This is a genomic window from Lishizhenia tianjinensis (assembly GCF_900116425.1).
Taxonomy (GTDB): domain Bacteria; phylum Bacteroidota; class Bacteroidia; order Flavobacteriales_D; family Crocinitomicaceae; genus Lishizhenia; species Lishizhenia tianjinensis.
In genome coordinates, this window is the sequence record NZ_FPAS01000004.1 from 262449 (window position 1) to 280608 (window position 18160).

At 36.9% G+C, this 18160-nt stretch carries 19 protein-coding genes; 12 read left to right on the forward strand and 7 right to left on the reverse strand.

Features of this window, described 5'->3' with window-relative positions; all coding sequences use genetic code 11:
• Positions 1–26 precede the first annotated feature (26 nt).
• Entirely contained in the window at positions 27–641 is a 615-nt protein-coding gene (locus tag BM327_RS12675; protein WP_090250859.1) for an HD domain-containing protein, read from the reverse strand.
• Positions 642–718: 77 nt separating this feature from the next.
• Here BM327_RS12675 and BM327_RS12680 point away from each other — a divergent pair, with 77 nt between their 5' ends.
• Complete coding sequence (locus BM327_RS12680) at positions 719–1741, forward strand: hypothetical protein (RefSeq protein WP_090250864.1); 1023 nt, start codon at positions 719–721, stop codon at positions 1739–1741.
• Positions 1742–1826: 85 nt separating this feature from the next.
• Here BM327_RS12680 and BM327_RS12685 read toward each other — a convergent pair whose 3' ends face one another.
• From BM327_RS12685 to BM327_RS12700, 4 genes are all read right to left on the reverse strand, one after another.
• The gene (locus tag BM327_RS12685) at positions 1827–2240 is read right to left on the reverse strand and encodes a hypothetical protein (RefSeq protein WP_090250869.1); all 414 of its coding nucleotides are present in this window, start codon (positions 2238–2240) and stop codon (positions 1827–1829) included.
• Between the two features lie 84 nt (positions 2241–2324).
• Positions 2325–3404 carry a BamA/TamA family outer membrane protein gene (locus BM327_RS12690; protein ID WP_170853759.1) on the reverse strand — a complete coding sequence of 360 codons (1080 nt, stop codon included), beginning with the start codon at positions 3402–3404 and terminating at the stop codon, positions 2325–2327.
• A 44-nt stretch (positions 3405–3448) separates the two neighbouring features.
• The gene (locus tag BM327_RS12695; protein ID WP_090250879.1) at positions 3449–4213 is read right to left on the reverse strand and encodes an exodeoxyribonuclease III; all 765 of its coding nucleotides are present in this window, start codon (positions 4211–4213) and stop codon (positions 3449–3451) included.
• A 115-nt stretch (positions 4214–4328) separates the two neighbouring features.
• Positions 4329–5015: a response regulator transcription factor gene (locus BM327_RS12700; RefSeq protein ID WP_090250884.1), complete on the reverse strand. Its 687-nt coding sequence runs from the start codon at positions 5013–5015 to the stop codon at positions 4329–4331.
• Between the two features lie 265 nt (positions 5016–5280).
• On the opposite strand from BM327_RS12700, the gene BM327_RS12705 reads away from it, so the two are divergent.
• From BM327_RS12705 to queA, 7 genes are all read left to right on the forward strand, one after another.
• A complete protein-coding gene (locus tag BM327_RS12705) occupies positions 5281–6618 on the forward strand; it encodes a hypothetical protein (protein ID WP_090250890.1) in 1338 nt (445 codons plus the stop codon).
• Between the two features lie 321 nt (positions 6619–6939).
• Complete coding sequence (locus BM327_RS12710; RefSeq protein ID WP_090250894.1) at positions 6940–9852, forward strand: TonB-dependent receptor plug domain-containing protein; 2913 nt, start codon at positions 6940–6942, stop codon at positions 9850–9852.
• A 167-nt stretch (positions 9853–10019) separates the two neighbouring features.
• Positions 10020–10913, forward strand: coding sequence for a cell division protein FtsX (locus BM327_RS12715; RefSeq protein WP_090250898.1), 894 nt, complete (start codon positions 10020–10022; stop codon positions 10911–10913).
• Positions 10914–10922: 9 nt separating this feature from the next.
• On the forward strand, positions 10923–11180 hold the full coding sequence (locus BM327_RS12720) for a DUF3098 domain-containing protein (RefSeq protein ID WP_090250902.1): 258 nt from the start codon (positions 10923–10925) through the stop codon (positions 11178–11180).
• A 12-nt stretch (positions 11181–11192) separates the two neighbouring features.
• Entirely contained in the window at positions 11193–12005 is an 813-nt protein-coding gene (locus BM327_RS12725; protein ID WP_090250907.1) for an undecaprenyl-diphosphate phosphatase, read from the forward strand.
• Positions 12005–12706, forward strand: a complete 702-nt coding sequence (truB, locus tag BM327_RS12730; protein WP_090250910.1) for a tRNA pseudouridine(55) synthase TruB — start codon at positions 12005–12007, stop codon at positions 12704–12706. Before BM327_RS12725 ends, truB begins: the two co-directional genes overlap by 1 nt.
• 178 nt (positions 12707–12884) lie before the next feature.
• On the forward strand, positions 12885–13934 hold the full coding sequence (gene queA, locus BM327_RS12735) for a tRNA preQ1(34) S-adenosylmethionine ribosyltransferase-isomerase QueA (protein ID WP_090250915.1): 1050 nt from the start codon (positions 12885–12887) through the stop codon (positions 13932–13934).
• Positions 13935–13995: 61 nt separating this feature from the next.
• Here queA and BM327_RS12740 read toward each other — a convergent pair whose 3' ends face one another.
• Positions 13996–14607 (reverse strand): hypothetical protein, encoded by a 612-nt coding sequence (locus tag BM327_RS12740; protein WP_090250919.1) that lies wholly within the window; start codon positions 14605–14607, stop codon positions 13996–13998.
• Positions 14608–14825: 218 nt separating this feature from the next.
• Here BM327_RS12740 and BM327_RS12745 point away from each other — a divergent pair, with 218 nt between their 5' ends.
• The 4 genes from BM327_RS12745 to BM327_RS12760 all read left to right on the forward strand — a co-directional run bounded on the left by BM327_RS12745 (position 14826) and on the right by BM327_RS12760 (position 17674).
• A complete protein-coding gene (locus tag BM327_RS12745; protein WP_090251010.1) occupies positions 14826–15545 on the forward strand; it encodes an NYN domain-containing protein in 720 nt (239 codons plus the stop codon).
• Positions 15546–15630: 85 nt separating this feature from the next.
• Positions 15631–16494, forward strand: a complete 864-nt coding sequence (locus BM327_RS12750; protein WP_139230368.1) for a hypothetical protein — start codon at positions 15631–15633, stop codon at positions 16492–16494.
• Positions 16495–16539: 45 nt separating this feature from the next.
• Positions 16540–17322, forward strand: a complete 783-nt coding sequence (locus tag BM327_RS12755) for a hypothetical protein (RefSeq protein ID WP_139230369.1) — start codon at positions 16540–16542, stop codon at positions 17320–17322.
• Positions 17323–17338: 16 nt separating this feature from the next.
• The gene (locus BM327_RS12760) at positions 17339–17674 is read left to right on the forward strand and encodes a MerR family transcriptional regulator (protein ID WP_090250931.1); all 336 of its coding nucleotides are present in this window, start codon (positions 17339–17341) and stop codon (positions 17672–17674) included.
• A gap of 9 nt (positions 17675–17683) precedes the next feature.
• Here the strand turns inward: BM327_RS12760 and BM327_RS12765 are convergent, their stop codons facing one another.
• The gene (locus tag BM327_RS12765; RefSeq protein WP_090250935.1) at positions 17684–18007 is read right to left on the reverse strand and encodes a hypothetical protein; all 324 of its coding nucleotides are present in this window, start codon (positions 18005–18007) and stop codon (positions 17684–17686) included.
• Between the last annotated feature and the right edge of the window lie 153 nt (positions 18008–18160).

Genomic DNA, 18160 nt, shown 5'->3' on the forward strand with positions numbered 1-18160 from the left:
GTCATCGCTAAAATAGCATCTACATTTTAGCTGAATTTACTTAACTCCAATAAAATATTCTCTTTCGCCTGCTCTTCATACTTTGCTTTAAAATAGTCGGTTTTAAAAAGGTCACCTGCTTCTAACATCTTGTTCAATACTTGTGTCCTTCCTATTTGATACATTTCGTCTGGGTAGATTTGATATTCTTTTCTGATGTTTTGATAATACCTTTTATATGTTTCAAGTGATTGACCTAAAATGGCCAAATCTATATCCATTAGAAAATTCGTGTCATTATCTTCAGATAGACCATGGAATTTTGTTTCCTCTATCATCCTAAAGACTTTATCTATTTCCGAAAAAGACGTTTGCCCTATCCTTTCCTTAAAAAGAACAGCGCTTTGATATTCGTTATCTTGTTGTGCTGCATCATACACGATGTCGTGATAAAACATGGCAAAGGCCACGGCGTCAAAATAACTGATATGTTCCTTCACCTCATCGAGGTCTACAAACATATTTTCTAAGTGCGAAAGGTTATGGTAAAACCTAGTGCTTGCTGTATAAGCAGTCTGAAGTTCATTCCAGCAAAACCCTACATAATTTTGGTCTGAAGTATAATCCTCCATTAACAGATAAAAGCGATGTTTAAGCGTCATATTCTAAAAGTAAAAATTTACCTCTCATTTGTGATGCCCGTTCCATATAAAGTCAAGCTTTCTTACTTTTGCTAACCATGGAAATTTTTCATAACATCTTTACATTACGTACCGAGGCTTCAGCTGCACTAATGCAATTGCTAAAGAAAAACACCTTAGGTACCAACGGTGCCAAATACAAACATTTGGATACAGAGCGTAGAATGCAACTGTTGTACGACCCTTTGTTTTTAAGCTTAGAACGTCATGGAAAATGTTTGGGAAATGTTACTTTTTGTAGAAGAGAAAAGCAATGGTACGTACGTTATTTTGCTTTCGATGCCTTGGTGCAAGGCGCTGGAAAAACTCCTTCTCGCAAGAAAAATTCATCCCTAAAAACGCATTTAAACGCTTTCTTTTCGGATAAACTACAGTCTGGGGAGGCCAAAAGCTTTTATGCCTATATAGATCCAAAGAATGTAAAGTCGCTTTGGATGAGTGCGCAATTCAATTTCTTAGTGAAAGCCAACATAGCCACGCAAACCTTTTCTAGGAGAAATCCTAAACGTAAAATTACTGTAGAAATACTGACGGATCATGCCAAAATAAAAAACTTGGTTCGTGAACATTTTGCCCATCAAAAGTACTTTTTCGACCATCACATTTACTCCAATACAGATCCATTTTATATTGCTAAACAAGGAACTGAAATTATTGCCTTTGGAAAATTCCATTACGCCAATTGGGTGTTTGAACGTTTACCTGGTAAAATGGGCGCTTTGTTAACCAAAGTTATTCCCTACCTACCCGGGCTCCGAAAGATAATTAAACCCAAAGCTCATAGTTTTTTAGCACCTGAGGCAGTTTGGGTAAAAAATGAGGACCCAAAACTTTTATCTACCTTTCTTGAAAGTGTTTTACACGCCGAAAAGCGCAACCTCATCTTGTGGTGGATAGATGAAAAAAGCAAGCTTTACCAACAAGTAAAAGACAAGGTAAACTGGGGTTTACTGCATAAAATTAATGGAGTACACGAGGTGAATTTTGTTGAAATCAACGCATCTAATGATGCTACACTCTTTGAAGAAGAAGTGTACAGCTGTGCTTTCGATTTCATTTAAACAAAAAATACCACGCAAGTAAATCAAATGGCACAATTCAATTTACCGCAATGGTATTTTAAATAAGGAATGATTCGAGAGTTCCTTAGGTTTGTGGGTTAAGTTGCAGGTATTGTTTTCTTCCCAAGGTTAGGAAATAACTAAATACCAGTCCTGCACCAAGTACACCAAGTGCAAATGGATTAAAGCCATAAACCAACGGACCATCATAGAGATACATACCCAATATCATTATTCCAAATGCCAGGAAAAGATAGTTGGAGCATTTAAATCCGCTGAGTACAATTTCTTTTTGTTCATTTTCTTGAAGGGATACTTCTACGCGCTTAGAAGAACACCAATCAATTTTTGCATGAACCACATAATCTCCCGGAGGTAAATTAAGTGTTTGCGAGCAGCCATCAGCTATTTGGGTAATTTCTACGTCGTCTAAATAGATCTTTATATCGCGTAGCTTATTGGCCCAGGCTGAAGACCTGTTAATAATAAGTTGTGTCATAGTTTTAGTGTGTTTGGCCTAAAATTGTGAATTTTTTCCGAAAACACGAAAATCTAACAAGGTTTTTTCCTAAGAAGTTAGTTCTTAGAAAGCCTCTCCTATAGTAAGATAAAACCCTGAAGACTCTTTAGAAAGTGCATAATCTATGCGCAAATTGATTTTTCTTTCCTTATCCAACAGAAAGCGAAGTCCTAATCCTGCTGTGGTTTTTACATGTTTCAAGGCAAATTGAGAAAACGTGGGAGCAACAACTGCATTGCCCACAAAAGCTACCGCTCCAAAACGCCACCATACCGGTGTTCTATATTCCGTTTGCCACCCCAATAATTGCTTATCTCTGTAAAACCCTTGGTAATATCCGCGCATTTTTTTGTTTCCTCCCAACATAGAAAGATGAAAGAACGGAGCATCTCCTGCGATGAAACGACCATAAACGTAAGTCGCCAACACCCTATCTTTTTTCAAATCAAAATATTTGATAGCATCTATCTCGCTTACATTGTAGGTATAATCACTCCCAAATACGGGAGAATAAAAGGTAGAATTTGCACGAATTTGATAACCTTGAGTAGGATAAAAGGTGCTGTTGCGTGTATCGTATCTGGCCGACATCCCTAAACCGGAAATAATTCCACCTCCCATACCCAATAAATTTTGAGTATAGATTATCCCCATAGTATCTAAACGGGTAAAATTCATTTGATCAAAAACATACTTCACCCCTACATAGGTTGCCGGATACACTCTTTTTTCGAAAGTTGCTCTTAAGCGTGCAAAGTTGAGATTATAAGATTCGAGAGAACGCTCGTCATTGCCTATGCCATGAAAGTAATAGAAATACTTGTAATAGCCTATTTCACCATTGAGGTTATAGGCGTTTTTCTTCATCCAAACGTCAAATGAAGCATAAGTAAGGATTTGTTTCTCTTGGGTGTAGGCTCCACCTAGGGCAATTTGAGACCAATTTAGGCTATCTTTCTGATAAGGATCAGTTTTAAAACTTAAAAATCCAGCAACTCCTCCGGCCCATCTGGTTTCAGGTTGATAATAAAGTATAGGCAGGCCCACTACTTTTATCTTTTGTTTGAGTGTATCTGCTTGACTCAAACTAAAAAAGCACGAAAAACTAAAAAAGGCAAATAGTATAAGTTTTCCGTGCTTCATAAACATGCGTTATATCATATACGATAGAACTGGGTAACTGGATTTTAGTTCTCCAACTCTATTAAAACAGGACAGTGGTCTGACCCCATAATTTCATTGAGTATCTGCGCTTTTTTCACGCGAGGCATTAAAGATTCTGACACCAAGAAATAATCAATTCTCCAGCCTACGTTCTTTTCTCTAGCACCACCGCGGTAACTCCACCATGAATATTTTACTTGATCGGGGTTCAACGCTCTAAAGGTATCTACCAAACCATTACTGGTAAAGGCATCCATCCCATCAATTTCTTTTTGGGTAAACCCTGCACTTTTATCGTAATTCTGTTTAGGTCGTGCTAAATCTATCTCTTTGTGCGCCACGTTAAAATCACCACAAATAATTACAGGTTTACTTTTTTCGAGGTCTTTGACATAATTCAACAAAGCCTCATCCCACGTAGTTCTGTAATCTAAGCGAGAAAGATCATTTTTAGAATTCGGAACATAAACGGTAACCACAAAATAGTCTTCATATTCTGCACAAGTTACGCGACCTTCTTGATCGTGTTCTTCAATTTTTAAATCAAAATCTACTGCTAACGGTTTTTCTTTCGAAAGAATAGCCGTTCCAGAATACCCTTTCTTTACGGCAGAATTTGAATAAATATGATAATCTTTAAATCCTTCTAATGCTTCTGCCACCTGATCGTCTTGTGCTTTCGTTTCTTGTAAACACAAGATATCCGGATTCATTATTTCTACATCTCGTGCAAAATCTTTCTTTAAGATGGCACGAATTCCATTGACGTTAAAAGATACTATTCTCATACCCGTAAAAATAGAAATTCTAAAGGGTTTGTAGACTTAAGTAGAAAAAGAAAGGCATAAAAAAAGGTCCAACAATCTACACTGTTGAACCTTTAAAACTGTTGCTCTCTCTAATTTAGGCCATTACCGGTTTTTCGTAAGTATAACCAACTCCTTTAATGGTTCTAATGGTCTGATCACCTATTTTCTCTCTTAATTTTCTAATGTGGACATCTATAGTTCTTTCCCCAACTACGGTATCATTTCCCCAAACTTTATCTAAGATTCTTTCTCTTGTAAATACCTTACCTGGAGCTGAAAGTAGAAGTTCTATCAATTCAAATTCCTTTTTGGGGAGTAATACATCCGTACCATTGTTTACCAAAACAAATCTTTCTTTATCTATATAATGTACTTGATTTCCACTTTTAGGAGAGCTCGATTGAAAAGTCGATCTTCTCAACAAGGCTTCTATTCTAGAAAGTAATAATCTTGGACGGATAGGTTTGGTAATATAATCATCCGCACCTGCGTCAAAACCAGCGATTTGCGAATAATCTTCAGCTCTAGAAGTCAACATAGCAATAACTGGCTGGTTAATATCTTCTATATCTCTAATGGTTTGACAAACCTCTATACCATCCATTCCAGGCATCATCACGTCTAATAAAACCAAATCAGGTCGTACTTTTTTAACAAGTTCAACTCCGCTAATTCCGTCGTTTGCCTTATGTACATTGTAACCTGCTTTTTCAAGATTGTACTCGAGCATACTAAGTATATCTTGTTCGTCGTCTACTAATACAATTTTCTTAGATGTCATTTCTTTTGGTATTTGCCACAAAACTACCTTATGCATATCACGCTAACCTTTCTTTCAGGTTAAGCTATGTTTAACAAATAAGAGTTTATGTTAAGCAAATATTAACAAGCATTTATTTGCTCAAAATTCATGAGAAAAAACACCCAAACCCCTTGCTATTACTGAGGTTAACCATTTCGTAACATTACTTTAAACAACTAATAAAGCAGGGGTTACCTCACAGTAACAATGTTGCCTCATCTTTGCCCCGAAATAAATAATTAAAATGAAAAAGAAAACACAAATCGTAGGAATGGCATTAGTTGCAGGGGCACTAACTTTAGGAACCGTTTCATGTAAAGAAAAAGGTTGTATGGATGAAACTGCCATCAACTATAACGCAGACGCAGAAAAAGATGATGACTCATGTGAGTATGCTACTGGAGATGAAGTAAAAAAATCAGGAGAGATTTCATCAGATGAAACTTGGACTGCAGATAAAGTTTACGTTTTAGAAGGTAGAGTTTTTGTTTCTTCAGGAGTTAAATTAACGATTGAACCAGGTACTATTATTAAAGGTGCTGAAGGAACAGGTACAAATGCATCTGCATTAATCATTGCAAGAGGAGCAACTATAGACGCACAAGGTACAGCTGCAAAGCCAATTATCTTTACTTCAATTTTAGATAACATCGAGGTTGGACAAACTTCTGGAACTAACTTAGACGAAACTGATACAGGTAAATGGGGTGGTATTATCGTATTAGGAGCTGCACCAACATCAGCTGAGAACGGTGATACAGAAACTCAAATCGAAGGTATTCCAGCTACAGAAGCTTACGGAGCATTCGGTGGAACTAACGCTGCTGACAACTCTGGAATCATGACATACATCTCTATCCGTCACGGTGGAGCATTAATCGGAGCTGGTAACGAAATCAACGGTTTAACTTTAGGTGGAGTTGGTAACGGAACTACTATCAACAACATCGAGGTTATGTCTAACTTAGATGACGGAATCGAATTCTTCGGAGGTACAGTAAATGTTGACAACGCTATCGTTGGTTTCCAAGGAGATGACGGAATCGATATCGACATGAACTACTCTGGAACAGTAAACAACTTCTTTGTAATTGGAGGAGCTGATTCTGACGAAGGTTTAGAAATTGACGGACCAGAAGGATCTACATACACAGATGGAATGTTCACGTTGAAAAACGGAACAGTAATCACAGCTGTTGGAGCAGGATCTGGATCTGATTTAAAATCTAAAGCACAAGGAACAATTGAAAACGTTGTTTTCTCTGGATACGCTACAAATGCAATGAAATTCAGAACTTCTTTCTCTGATGCTGGAAACTGTACAGTTAAATCTGACGCTTTCACGCACCTAACAGTTGATGGTACATTAGTATTCACAAATGTTGAAGTAGTTGGAGCTGCTAACGTTGAAAACGCAATCTCAGTTTACACAGGTACTGATGGTGCTGAAGGTTGTGTTACAGCTGTAGAAGAAGCTGCTGCAGAACTTGCTGCTAACCCAGCTATCGTTTCTACTGCAACAGTTGGAGGTGATGCATCTGCATTCTCTTGGACTTGGGCTGCTGCTAAAGGAAAATTATAATTCGACACACTGAATTAATTAGAGTATATAAAAAGAGAGAGCGCTTACTTCGGTAGGCGCTTTTTTTTTGCCCAATTTTTTTTCGACGATCGATCTCCCTAAAAATGGCTGCACATCCCGCCAATAAAGGGCTTAATATTGGCTTAACATTACTTTAAAAGACTAATAAAACACAGATCACCTCACAGTAACAATGTTAGCTGATCTTTGCAGCGCATTTAAGTCTAAACACAAATTAAATCAAGTACTTAAACGCACAAAAACAAATACAAAAAAAGGTCAGTTGCCTGAACAACAATTGATTATTAGAATTTAAAGGTTATGAAAAATTTATTATTCTTAGGTATCACATTTTGCTTGTTAACCTTAACGAGTTTTGCCCAAGAGAAAGGAACAATCCAAGGTAACGTTACAGACGCTAGTACTGGAGAAGGGGTGCCTTTCGTTAAAGTTTCTCCTGTTGGATATTCTATAGGTGTGAACACTGGATTTGATGGAGAATACGTTTTAAGATTAAACCCAGGGACCTACACAATTAGCTTTACTGGATCGGCTGATCACGATGAGCATTCAGAAGAGGTAGTTGTTGAGGCTGGAAAAGTGGTAGACTTAAACGTAGCGCTTGTTCAACCCGAAGAGTTAAAAGAATTAAACGAGGTTCAAATTATTGCAACGCGTTTAAATGCTAACTCTATTGAAGCAGGTAATGCTAAAAAGGAGCAAGAAAAAGCAACAGTTGAGGTAATGACAGCTGAAGCTATCAAACAAACTCCAGTAAACAACGTTGCACAAGCCGTACAACAAATACCTGGTATTTCTGTTGTTGGTGGTAAAGATGTTTTCGTTAGAGGATTAGGAGATAGATACACAAAAACTGTATTGAACAGTATGTCTATCCCAGGTTTGGATCCAGACAAAAACTCTGTTCAAATGGACATCTTCCCTACTACGGTTGTAAGTAACATTACTGTATACAAAACGTTTACTCCTGACTTGCAAGGTGACTTCGCAGGAGGTGTAGTAAACATTGAAACAAAAGATTTACAAGAGAAAAAGACTTTCCAAGTAAAAGCTGGTTTGGGTTACAATACTCAAGCATCATTAAGAAATGACTTCTTATTGTACCAAGGAGGTAAATTGGACTTCTTAGGATTTGATGATGGAACTCGTAAAATGCCTGTGAGTCCTTTCGTAAAATTCCCAGACCCTACACAAAACGACCCTAAGTTAACTGCTTTAACTTCTCAGTTTAGCGGAACTATGGCAGCTTCACAAATGTTCTCTGGTTTAAACCAAAACTATGGTTTAGTATTAGGAAACAAAAGAGACAGCGTTTTTGGAAAAGAAAAATTGACTTACGGTTACAACTTGGTTGCGAACTACAGAAATAACTATGACTTCGTTGAGGAAGTTGTTTTCAACGAATACAGAAAAGACCAAGATTTAAGCATTAACGAAATTTACAGAGATAGAACATCTACTGGTTCTATGGGAGAGCACGAGGTAACTTGGTCAGCATTATTTGGTCAATCATTAAGAGTACAAAACGGTGCTACTTACACGTTGACAGCATTCCACACACAAAGTGCTTTATCTCAAGCTGCGCACTTAATGCAAGAGAACTTTGAATCTAACCCAGGTTTATTAGAGAAAAATGGATTACAGTACACACAACGTTCTGTATCTAACTTAAACTTTGCAGCAAAACAACGTGTAAACGACTGGAAATTGAACTGGAAAATTACACCAACTTACTCTTCTATTTCTGACCCAGACGTACGTTCTACAGCCTTAGAAGTTTTTGATGAAGAGGATGGATCTCGTATTTACGCTTTGAACCAAGCGGTAGGTGCTGAAATCAAAAGAACATTTAGATCTTTAACTGAATACAACCTTTCTGCTCGTTTTGATGCTGAAAGAGATATTACTTTCCGCAAAGGAAAAGAAGATTCTATCGTCTCAACTTTGAAATTTGGAGCAATGAATACGTACAAAAACAGAACGTTTGACGTATACGATTACATCTTCTTGGTTGAAAATGCAAATGGATACAGTGGAAACCCTGATGACTACTTCAAACCAGAAAACATTTGGAGTGTTGAAACAGACAAAGGAACATACGCAAAAGGAGAGCGTGAATTAGCAAACTCTTTCCAAGCCGCACAAAACGTTGGAGCTTTATATGCAATGCAGGTGTTGCCTATCAACAATAGATTAGAGTTTGTATACGGTGCAAGAGTTGAAAAAGCAGATAACTTCTACACAGGACAAAACTCTTCTAACACGATAACATACAACAACGAGCGCGTATTGAATGAATTAAATGTATTACCCTCTTTAAATGTGAAATACAGACTTTCTAATCCTGACTCTACAAAAGTGAAAATGAACTTGAGAGCTGCAGTTTCTAAAACAGTTGCAAGACCTTCTTTCAAAGAAAAATCTATCTCTCAAATTTATGACCCTATTCAAGGTAGACGTTACAATGGTAACATCGACTTAGTACAGACAGACATCTACAATGCTGACGTGCGTTGGGAAGCTTACTTAGAGCACTCACAAGTATTCTCTGCAAGTGCATTCTACAAGAAGTTTATCAACCCTATAGAAGTTGTTTCTTTCGACGTTGCACCGAGTGAAATCAAACCAATCAACGCAGGTGAAGCAGACATCTTTGGATTTGAATTTGAGGTAAGACAAAGAATTACAGACTTCAATGCGAAGCCAGGAGAAAACAAATCATTGTTCTTTGGATTAAACGCTACTTACGTAAACTCTAGAATTGACATGTCTAAAGTGTTAATTGACAAAGGAGACGAAACAGTAACTGAGCAACAAATAAGACAAGAGAATGCAAGAACAGGAGAAGTTATTGGACAATACAGAACAATGGCTGGACAGTCTCCTTACATCATTAACTCTTACTTAAACTTTATGAACTCAGAAGCTGGTTTAGAAATGAACTTAAGCTACAACGTTCAAGGTAAGCGTTTATCAGTAGTAGGTATTGGTAGATTACCAAACGTATACGAGCAACCCTTCCACTCATTAAACTTGAAAGTATCTAAGTACTTTGGAGAAGATGACCAATGGAAAGCGAGCATCTCAGGAAGAAACTTGTTGAACCAAAAACGTCAAAGAATTTACGAATCTTACAAATCAGATTCACAGATTTACGATTCTTTCTACAGAGGTATGAGTTTCTCTGCATCGATCACTTACAATCTGAAATAAAAAATCAAAAAAGCTATCCGTTCAAATAGCGATATCTAAGAAGGGAAAACGCTGTCCATATCATTTGGGCAGCGTTTTCTTAGTTTAAATCACTTATTAAAAGTTCAAGGCTGAAAACTGTAGCTTAGCTTAAAAAGGAATAAACATCTTTTAATTATATTCGTGCCATGGCAAAAGACATAGAAAAATACAATAAGCGAGGATTACAGACCAGTTACGTTTCTGTAATCGTTGGTATTTCTCTGGTCCTTTTCATGCTGGGTATGGTTATCGGTACCTATTTATGGTTTGAAAACTTGCAAAATGCTTCTAAGGAGAATATAGAAATAGACCTCTTCTTTGACCCTTCTTTGAACAACTCTGATATTAAATTCATAGAGCAAGATTTAAAGAAGTTTGAACAAATTAAGGAAGCTTGGTTTGTTTCGCCAGACAGAGCCTTGGAGGTTTTTAATGATGGAAACTCTGAGGAAATTAATGCCATAAAAGAAATCTACGAGGGTGAAAGTCCATTACCTCCATCCATCACTTTCCACCCTAAAGCGAGTATAGCTACACCAGAGGCGATAAAGACGCTAAAAGCTGAATTGTTGGCCGCTTATCCCAATAAGATTACAGAAATCAATTACAACGAGCAAGAATTAGAAAATGTAAACCTTGGTTTTTTAAAGGCCATTTATGTTTTCGCCATTTTGGCATTTTTGCTCATCATAGTTGCTTTTGCGATTATAAACAATACCATTCGTTTGTCTCTTTACAGTAAACGATTTACCATTAAAACCATGCAATTGGTGGGTGCAAAACCAAGATTTATTCGTCGCCCATTTTTATGGCATTCTATTTTACAAGGAGTAATTTCCGCGATATTAGGAATGGCCTTGTTAACGGGAGCCTTTTTTGTAATTGAAAGCTATTTCTTTAGTATAGATATAGACTATACAATAATGAATCTTGGAATTTTGTTTGGGTCACTACTCGCGCTCGGAAGCATCATTAGCATTTTATCTACTTGGTTTGCTCTTAACAAATATTTGCGCAAGAAACTCGACGATTTATATTAATTTAGTACCATGGAATCAAAAGACAGTAACAACAGATTTGTTTTTGCCAAAGAAAACTACATCTACTTAATAGCAGGAATTGTTTTAAACATCATTGGTTTTACCCTTATGCAAGGTGGAGGAGCTGAAGATCCTAACGCTTTTAATGCAGAAGAACTTTTCTCTGAAGTTCGTTTAACGGTTGCTCCTATTTTGATTATTCTTGGATACGCCGTGATCATCTGGGGGATAATGAAAAAACCTCGTAATTCAGGTTCTACAAAATAACATACTCCTTACATGGATATTTTAGATGCTATCATCCTTGGATTAATTCAAGGATTAACAGAATTTTTGCCCGTCTCTAGTAGTGGGCATATTTTTTTAGGTCAAGTAATGATGCAAAAGTTCTCAGAAGAACCTTTGTTATTTACCATCGTTCTCCACTTGGCAACGGCTTTAAGTACGGTTGTTATTTTTTGGAAGGACATCATTTCTATCTTCAAAGGATTGTTTCAATTCAAGAACAACGCCGAAACTAAATTCTCTTTATACATCGTTTTATCTATGATTCCTGCAGGAATTGTAGGCTTAACTTTAGATGATTTAATTGATTCTATCACCCAAAAAGACAACCAGTATTTTGGATTGATCATCGTTGGAGCCTGTTTACTTTTTACAGCTGCCCTACTCTATTTTACTGAAAAAAGTAAAACGCAAACCAAAGAAATCAATGCCAAGAATGCCTTTATTATAGGAGTAGCACAAGCTATAGCCGTTCTCCCGGGTATCTCTAGATCGGGTTCTACCATTGCAACCGGAATTTTATTAGGTGTGAATCGCGAAAAAATGGCGCGCTTCTCTTTCCTTATGGTTTTACCCCTTATTGTAGGTGCCATGTTAAAGAAAGGAAAAGATTACATTGATGCTGGCGGTGAAAACACTATAGAAACCTTACCACTTATCGTTGGATTTATAGTAGCTTTCTTTACAGGACTTGTTGCCTGTAAATGGATGATTGCTTTGGTGAAGAAAGCTAAATTGACTTCCTTTGCAATTTATTGTGCTGCAGCAGGTATTGTAGCCATTAGTTACTCTCTATTTTTCGTATAATGGATTTTAAAGCAGGTGAGGTTTTAATCGTAGACAAACCTTTAGAATGGACATCTTTTGATGTAGTGAATAAACTACGTTGGAAGTTGCGTAAAAAATACGACCAGAAAAAATTTAAGGTTGGTCATGCTGGAACTTTAGATCCACTAGCTTCTGGACTTTTGATTATTTGTACAGGAAAAGCCACGAAGATGAGTCAGGAACTCATGGCGGAAGACAAGACCTACACCGGTACTATTCTTTTAGGAAAAACCACACCAAGTTTCGACTTAGAAACAGAATACGATCAAGAATTCCCAACAGATCATATCACTCCAGAGCTTTTAGAAGAAGTAAGACAAAGTTTTATTGGAGAGCAATTGCAAACACCTCCTGTATTCTCAGCGAAGAAAATAGATGGAAAACGCGCCTATGAAAGTGCTCGAAAAGGGGTAGAAATTGAGATGCGTAAGAACTTAATCAACATCACCTCTTTTACCATAGATAGTAGTAGGTTCCCCGAAATAGATTTTGAAGTTTCTTGTTCAAAAGGAACCTATATTAGATCTATTGCTAGTGATTTTGGAAAAAAATTAGAAAGCGGAGGAACTTTAACGGCATTGCGTCGTACAAAATCTGGAGACTTCACAATTGACACGGCCAAGACAGTTGATGAATGGCTTGAAATTATTGAAGAAACAGAAGTATCTGCTACAGAATAAATTTATTAACTTTGTAGCCCTCTTTGCGGAAGAAAAAGGACCATAAATTATTATTTATCACTGCATTACTCCTCAAAACAGTAAGTTTTGTGTTAAATAAGAACTGTGCCTAGCGCGGGAGAAAACGCAAGTATTTTTAATTATCGCACCGTAATGCGAGTAAAAATTAGTTTAACACATGAAATTATCAGAGTTCAATTTTGAATTGCCAGAAGAATTAATTGCTGAATACCCTAGCAAAAACAGAGATGAGTCGCGCCTTATGGTTGTGCACAGAGATACTGGTAAAATAGAACACAAGCTTTTCAAAGACGTAATTGACTACTTCGATGAAGGAGATGTAATGATAAGAAACAACACCAAAGTATTTCCTGCTCGTATGTACGGAAATAAAGAAAAAACAGGTGCGAAGATTGAAGTTTTCTTATTGAGAGAATTGAACAGAGAGAGCTTGTTGTGGGATGTATTGGTTGACCCAGCAAGAAAAATTAGAATTGGAAACAAACTTTACTTTGGAGATGATGAATCTTTAGTAGCAGAGGTAATAGACAATACTACATCTAGAGGTAGAACTTTACGTTTCTTATTTGACGGTACTTACGAAGAATTTAAAGCAAAGATTACTGAATTAGGAGAAACGCCACTTCCAAAATACATCAAAAGAGAAGTTGAGGAAGAGGATGAAGAAAGATACCAAACTATATATGCTTCTGAAGAAGGAGCTGTAGCAGCACCAACTGCAGGTCTACACTTTTCTAAAAACTTATTGAAGCGTTTAGAAATCAAAGGAATTGATTTTGCTGAAATCACACTTCACGTTGGTTTGGGAACATTTAGACCCGTTGAAGTTGAAGATTTAACAAAACACAAAATGGATTCTGAGCAAGTTACCATTACACAGAAATGTGCTGATAAGGTTAACGAAGCGAAGAAGAACAAGAAGAAAGTTATAGCGATTGGAACCACGTCTATGCGTGCAATTGAATCTTCTGTTTCTACAGAGAATTTATTGAAGCCTTTCGATGGTTGGACCAACAAATTTATCTTCCCTCCATACGACTTCAGCATTGCTGATGCCATGATTACAAACTTGCACACACCTTCTTCAACTTTATTGATGATGGTTTCTGCTTACATGGGTCATGACTTGATGATGGAAGCTTACCAGGAAGCAATCAAAGAAAAATACAAATTCTACTCTTACGGAGATGCAATGTTAATCTTGTAAGAAAGTTCATACATTAAAAAGGCGGTCTAGTTTAGTCCGCCTTTTATATTTTATGTTTACGCTAAGCTCCAATTGTGGAAGCAATAATTGTTACAATAACGGCAACCCCTAAAACCGCAACATTAGTAATACCACTTCTCCTCGCATTACTTTCAGCCTCTTTTCTATTCTTTCTTTCCGTTTTCACATAGGCAATATGTGAAGCTATGCTATCATTATTTGGTTGAAAATTGGAGGGATCCATTACTACTGCTAACCCTTTCATGTATTGTCTAATTTCTCGCTTTCTATTTACTCTAAACTCTCGGTTATCCAGTAAGGTATCTACAAGTAATCGTCTGTTATCAACTTCAAAAAAATCCTGTCCGAATTCCACATTAACCAAGGCATTCGCCCCTAATTTATGGGCTTCGTATTTCAGGTTGTTCACCAGCTGCTCTTCGGAGAACCAATCACTTCCTATCAGCTCTATGTAAGCCACTTTATTATAATCTGGGACCTCTTCTTCCGCTAAGAAATAAAGTGGAATTTCAACATTATTAGGAAGTACCTGCTCTTGCTTTGCAACTACAAGAATATTTTTCTCTACAGGTGCGGGAGCTAAACGATCGGGATTGACACAAGCACTTAAGGAAACGATGGCTATTACGCTCAAGGTGGTAAATATTTTCATTCTATTACTATAAGGGTGATGATTTAAAAGTAATCAATGCTTTACATCTATGCAACTCAAGTTCAGCGTTTAAAACTTTCACTTAGGGATAGGAGGGGCAGCTCCCCAACCTTCTTGGGGACTATACCGGATAGCCCGACCCCAATTTTTCATTGGGGGAAGTGCCAAAAAAAACTTACTCCCAAAATCTTATTATCTTTAGAGGAGACCAAAAAACTATGAGAAAAGAAATCAAACTTGCCGTCTTAATCGATGGCGATAATATACCTTCAAAATACATCAAGGAGATGATGGAGGAAATTTCAAAATACGGTTCTCCGACGGTGAAAAGAATTTATGGAGATTGGACCAAGCCTCAGCTTTCTAAATGGAAAAATGTGCTGTTAGAAAATGCGATTAACCCCATACAGCAATACAGTTACACGCAAGGGAAAAACGCTACGGATTCGGCCATGATCATAGATGCCATGGACATACTTTATTCGGAAAAAGTGGATGGATTTTGCATTGCCTCTTCAGATTCCGACTTCACCAAATTAGCCACTCGTTTGCGAGAAGCCGGTTTATTGGTTTACGGTATTGGAGAGAAGAAGACCCCTGAACCCTTTATTGTTGCCTGCGACAAATTCATTTACTTAGAAATCCTACACAAGGAAGAGGATGACAGTACGAATAAATCCAAACCAAACATCGATAAAATTACACCGAAAGTGATGCGCTTGTTGAAGACTACGGTAGCTGACACGGCAGATGATGATGGCTGGGCATTTATGGGAGATGTAGGAAGTTTGTTGTTGAAAAAGCAATCGAATTTTGACCCTAGGAATTTTGGGTATGAGAAGTTGACGCCTTTGTTTGAGGGAGTGAAAGGTTTTGAGATTGAGAGGAGGGTGCAGGAGAATAGTAGGTTTAAGTTGGTTTATGTGAAAAACAAATAAATCATTGATTCACCGCAATTCTGCCAAATTTTTGGATAAGGGCGAAATTCTTCATAACTTCTGGTTGTAATCAACCTAAAATATTATGAACTTATCTGAATTCTACAGCAGATACAGCGATGAACAAAGTTGTATCTCCTTCTTGAAAAATCATCTTGAAAAAAAAGTAAGTTGTTGCTCCAAATGCTCTGCAAAAAAACTCGTATGGAAGGAAAGTTTTGCAGGTTGGCGCTGTGCAAAATGCTCCACGCGAATTTCTTTGAAAAGTATATCCTTCATGAGGGATAGCAACCTTAGTTTCGTGGAGTGGATGGAATTAATTTTCCTGGTCTTACACGGTAAGAAATCAAGATCTATTTCTGAAATTCTTCGTTTATCACGACAAACACGTCATGATACCGTTTCCTATGCTGTAAAAAAAATAAGACAGGAATTAATTGACACCAAACTGAAAGCAGACGCCGAATTTTATGATTTGATTGAATTTGATCACGATAGTGATGAAATTGGATTGAACTCCATTGACACACCTGGCATTCCCACTACCATTAAGATTTTTATTAAGCCATCGAAACTCAAAAGACAAGACCAAATCTATTTAGAAATTTCAGGAAAATATCACCTAGATATATTATCAACGAAAATTTCGAGACATCTATCTCCACAATACAGACATAAAAAGCTCTGTACTATCAAGATTAAAAATGAAGAATCGAATTCCCTTCCCTCAACAATAAATCACCTTTGGAAGAAAAAGGTAAAGGAAAATTTTATAAAATCGGTTAAGGGTATTCACCATAATTTAAGTCTTCTCTTTATGCAAGGAGTATTGAACGAATATTGCTTTAAATACAATTTAAGAAACTCTTCCCTTGACCCATTAAGTGCCTTTATGCAACTTTTCGAAACTAATGTTCGGCAGAATTGCGGTGAATCAAAAACTACCTAATTTTATTCTCATAATTCACTACCTTTACCCAAACACCCCACTCCCATGAAACGCATACATCTTTTCGAATTCGAAGACCTCCACTTCTTTCCTGAGTTCCTGCGCAATAGCATGACCAATTACCTCAATGCTTTTCACCGTGTTATTAAAACTAAAAACGACTTAAGCCTCGTCGTTAAAAAAGCATTAAAAATTTCCAAGGCAACCCATATACAAGACCTTTGTTCGGGAGCGGGTGGACCCATGCCCGATGTTTTGAGGGAAATTCAAAAGGATAAAGAATTTGAACATTTGCAGTTAACCTTGTCTGATTTATATCCAAATCAACAAGCGCTTAAAAAATTTGAGGCAGTAAATGATATAAACTACCTGAGCTCTCCTGTCAATGCCGCAAGCATTCCAAAACAGGAGAATACATTGGTCACGATGATATGCAGTATGCACCACATGCCACCTAAAGTTGCCAAAGAGATATTACTAAATGCTCAACACAACAATCAATGCATCTGTGTTTATGAAATTAGCGACAATAGCTATCCTATTGTTCTATTTCCGATCAACTTTCTTATTGGTCTTATCATGCCTTTTTTCGTGACTCCTTTTGTGAAAAACATCACCTGGCACCAAATACTCTTCACTTACTTCATCCCCCTACTACCTATACTAATATCTTGGGATGGAACTGTGAGTAACGTGCGTACCTATACCAAATCTGATTGGCAAGAACTTATGGGAAATGATCTAAGTGAGAAGTATACATGGGAAATAGAAACAGTAGGTGATAAAATGAAAAAAATCTACGTTTTAGGTTATCCAAAGGCGAACTAATACTACCTTTATAACGATGAAGGTAAAAGAAGCAGATCTTAAAAAACTCTATTACTCCATTGGTGAGGTAGCTGAGATGTTTGAGGTAAACACCTCTCTTATTCGTTTCTGGGAAAAAGAGTTTTCTGTTATTAAACCTAAAAAAAACAAGAAGGGGAACAGACTATTTACCCCTAAAGACATCTCCAACTTCAATAAAATTTATCACCTCGTTAAGGAACAAGGTCATACGCTAGATGGTGCTCGAAAAGCCATTAAGGAAAAAGATAATGTGTACAGCGAAAAAGATGTGGTAATTGAAAAGTTAGAAGATATAAAAGCAGCTCTACTAAGGTTAAAAAAGAACAAGTAAAAACAGCGCTTATGCTGCCTTTACTTGAGCTCCTAAACTTAAGCCTTGTACCAATTCTTTAACATACGACTTTAATTCTTCAATGTGCTGTTGTTGTTGAGGATATACATTCATCAATTTTTCCAGCAAAACTTCAAAGTCAGATAATTTTGTTTTCGTCAATTCAATTTGCTCAGCTTCCTTCTTACCTGAAATCAAGCTTACGTTTATTTCTTGCGAAAGCTCAACTAAGTTTAAACTACTCTCGTTGTAAATGCTTGAATTAGAAAACTTGTAGCCATATTTCCATGCAGAAATACATAAGTTCTTAGCGGTTTCATACAAATGTGTCATGTCAATTAATTTTGATTTAAAACTAAAGATTAGATCCTTAAGGTTCAGTCATCAAAGATAAGCTTGATGATTTCATCAACTTCGCTTCATTTTCCCATTATGCAGAAATAACTTTTGTATAACATCTAAAACGCATTACCTTCTGTATTACCA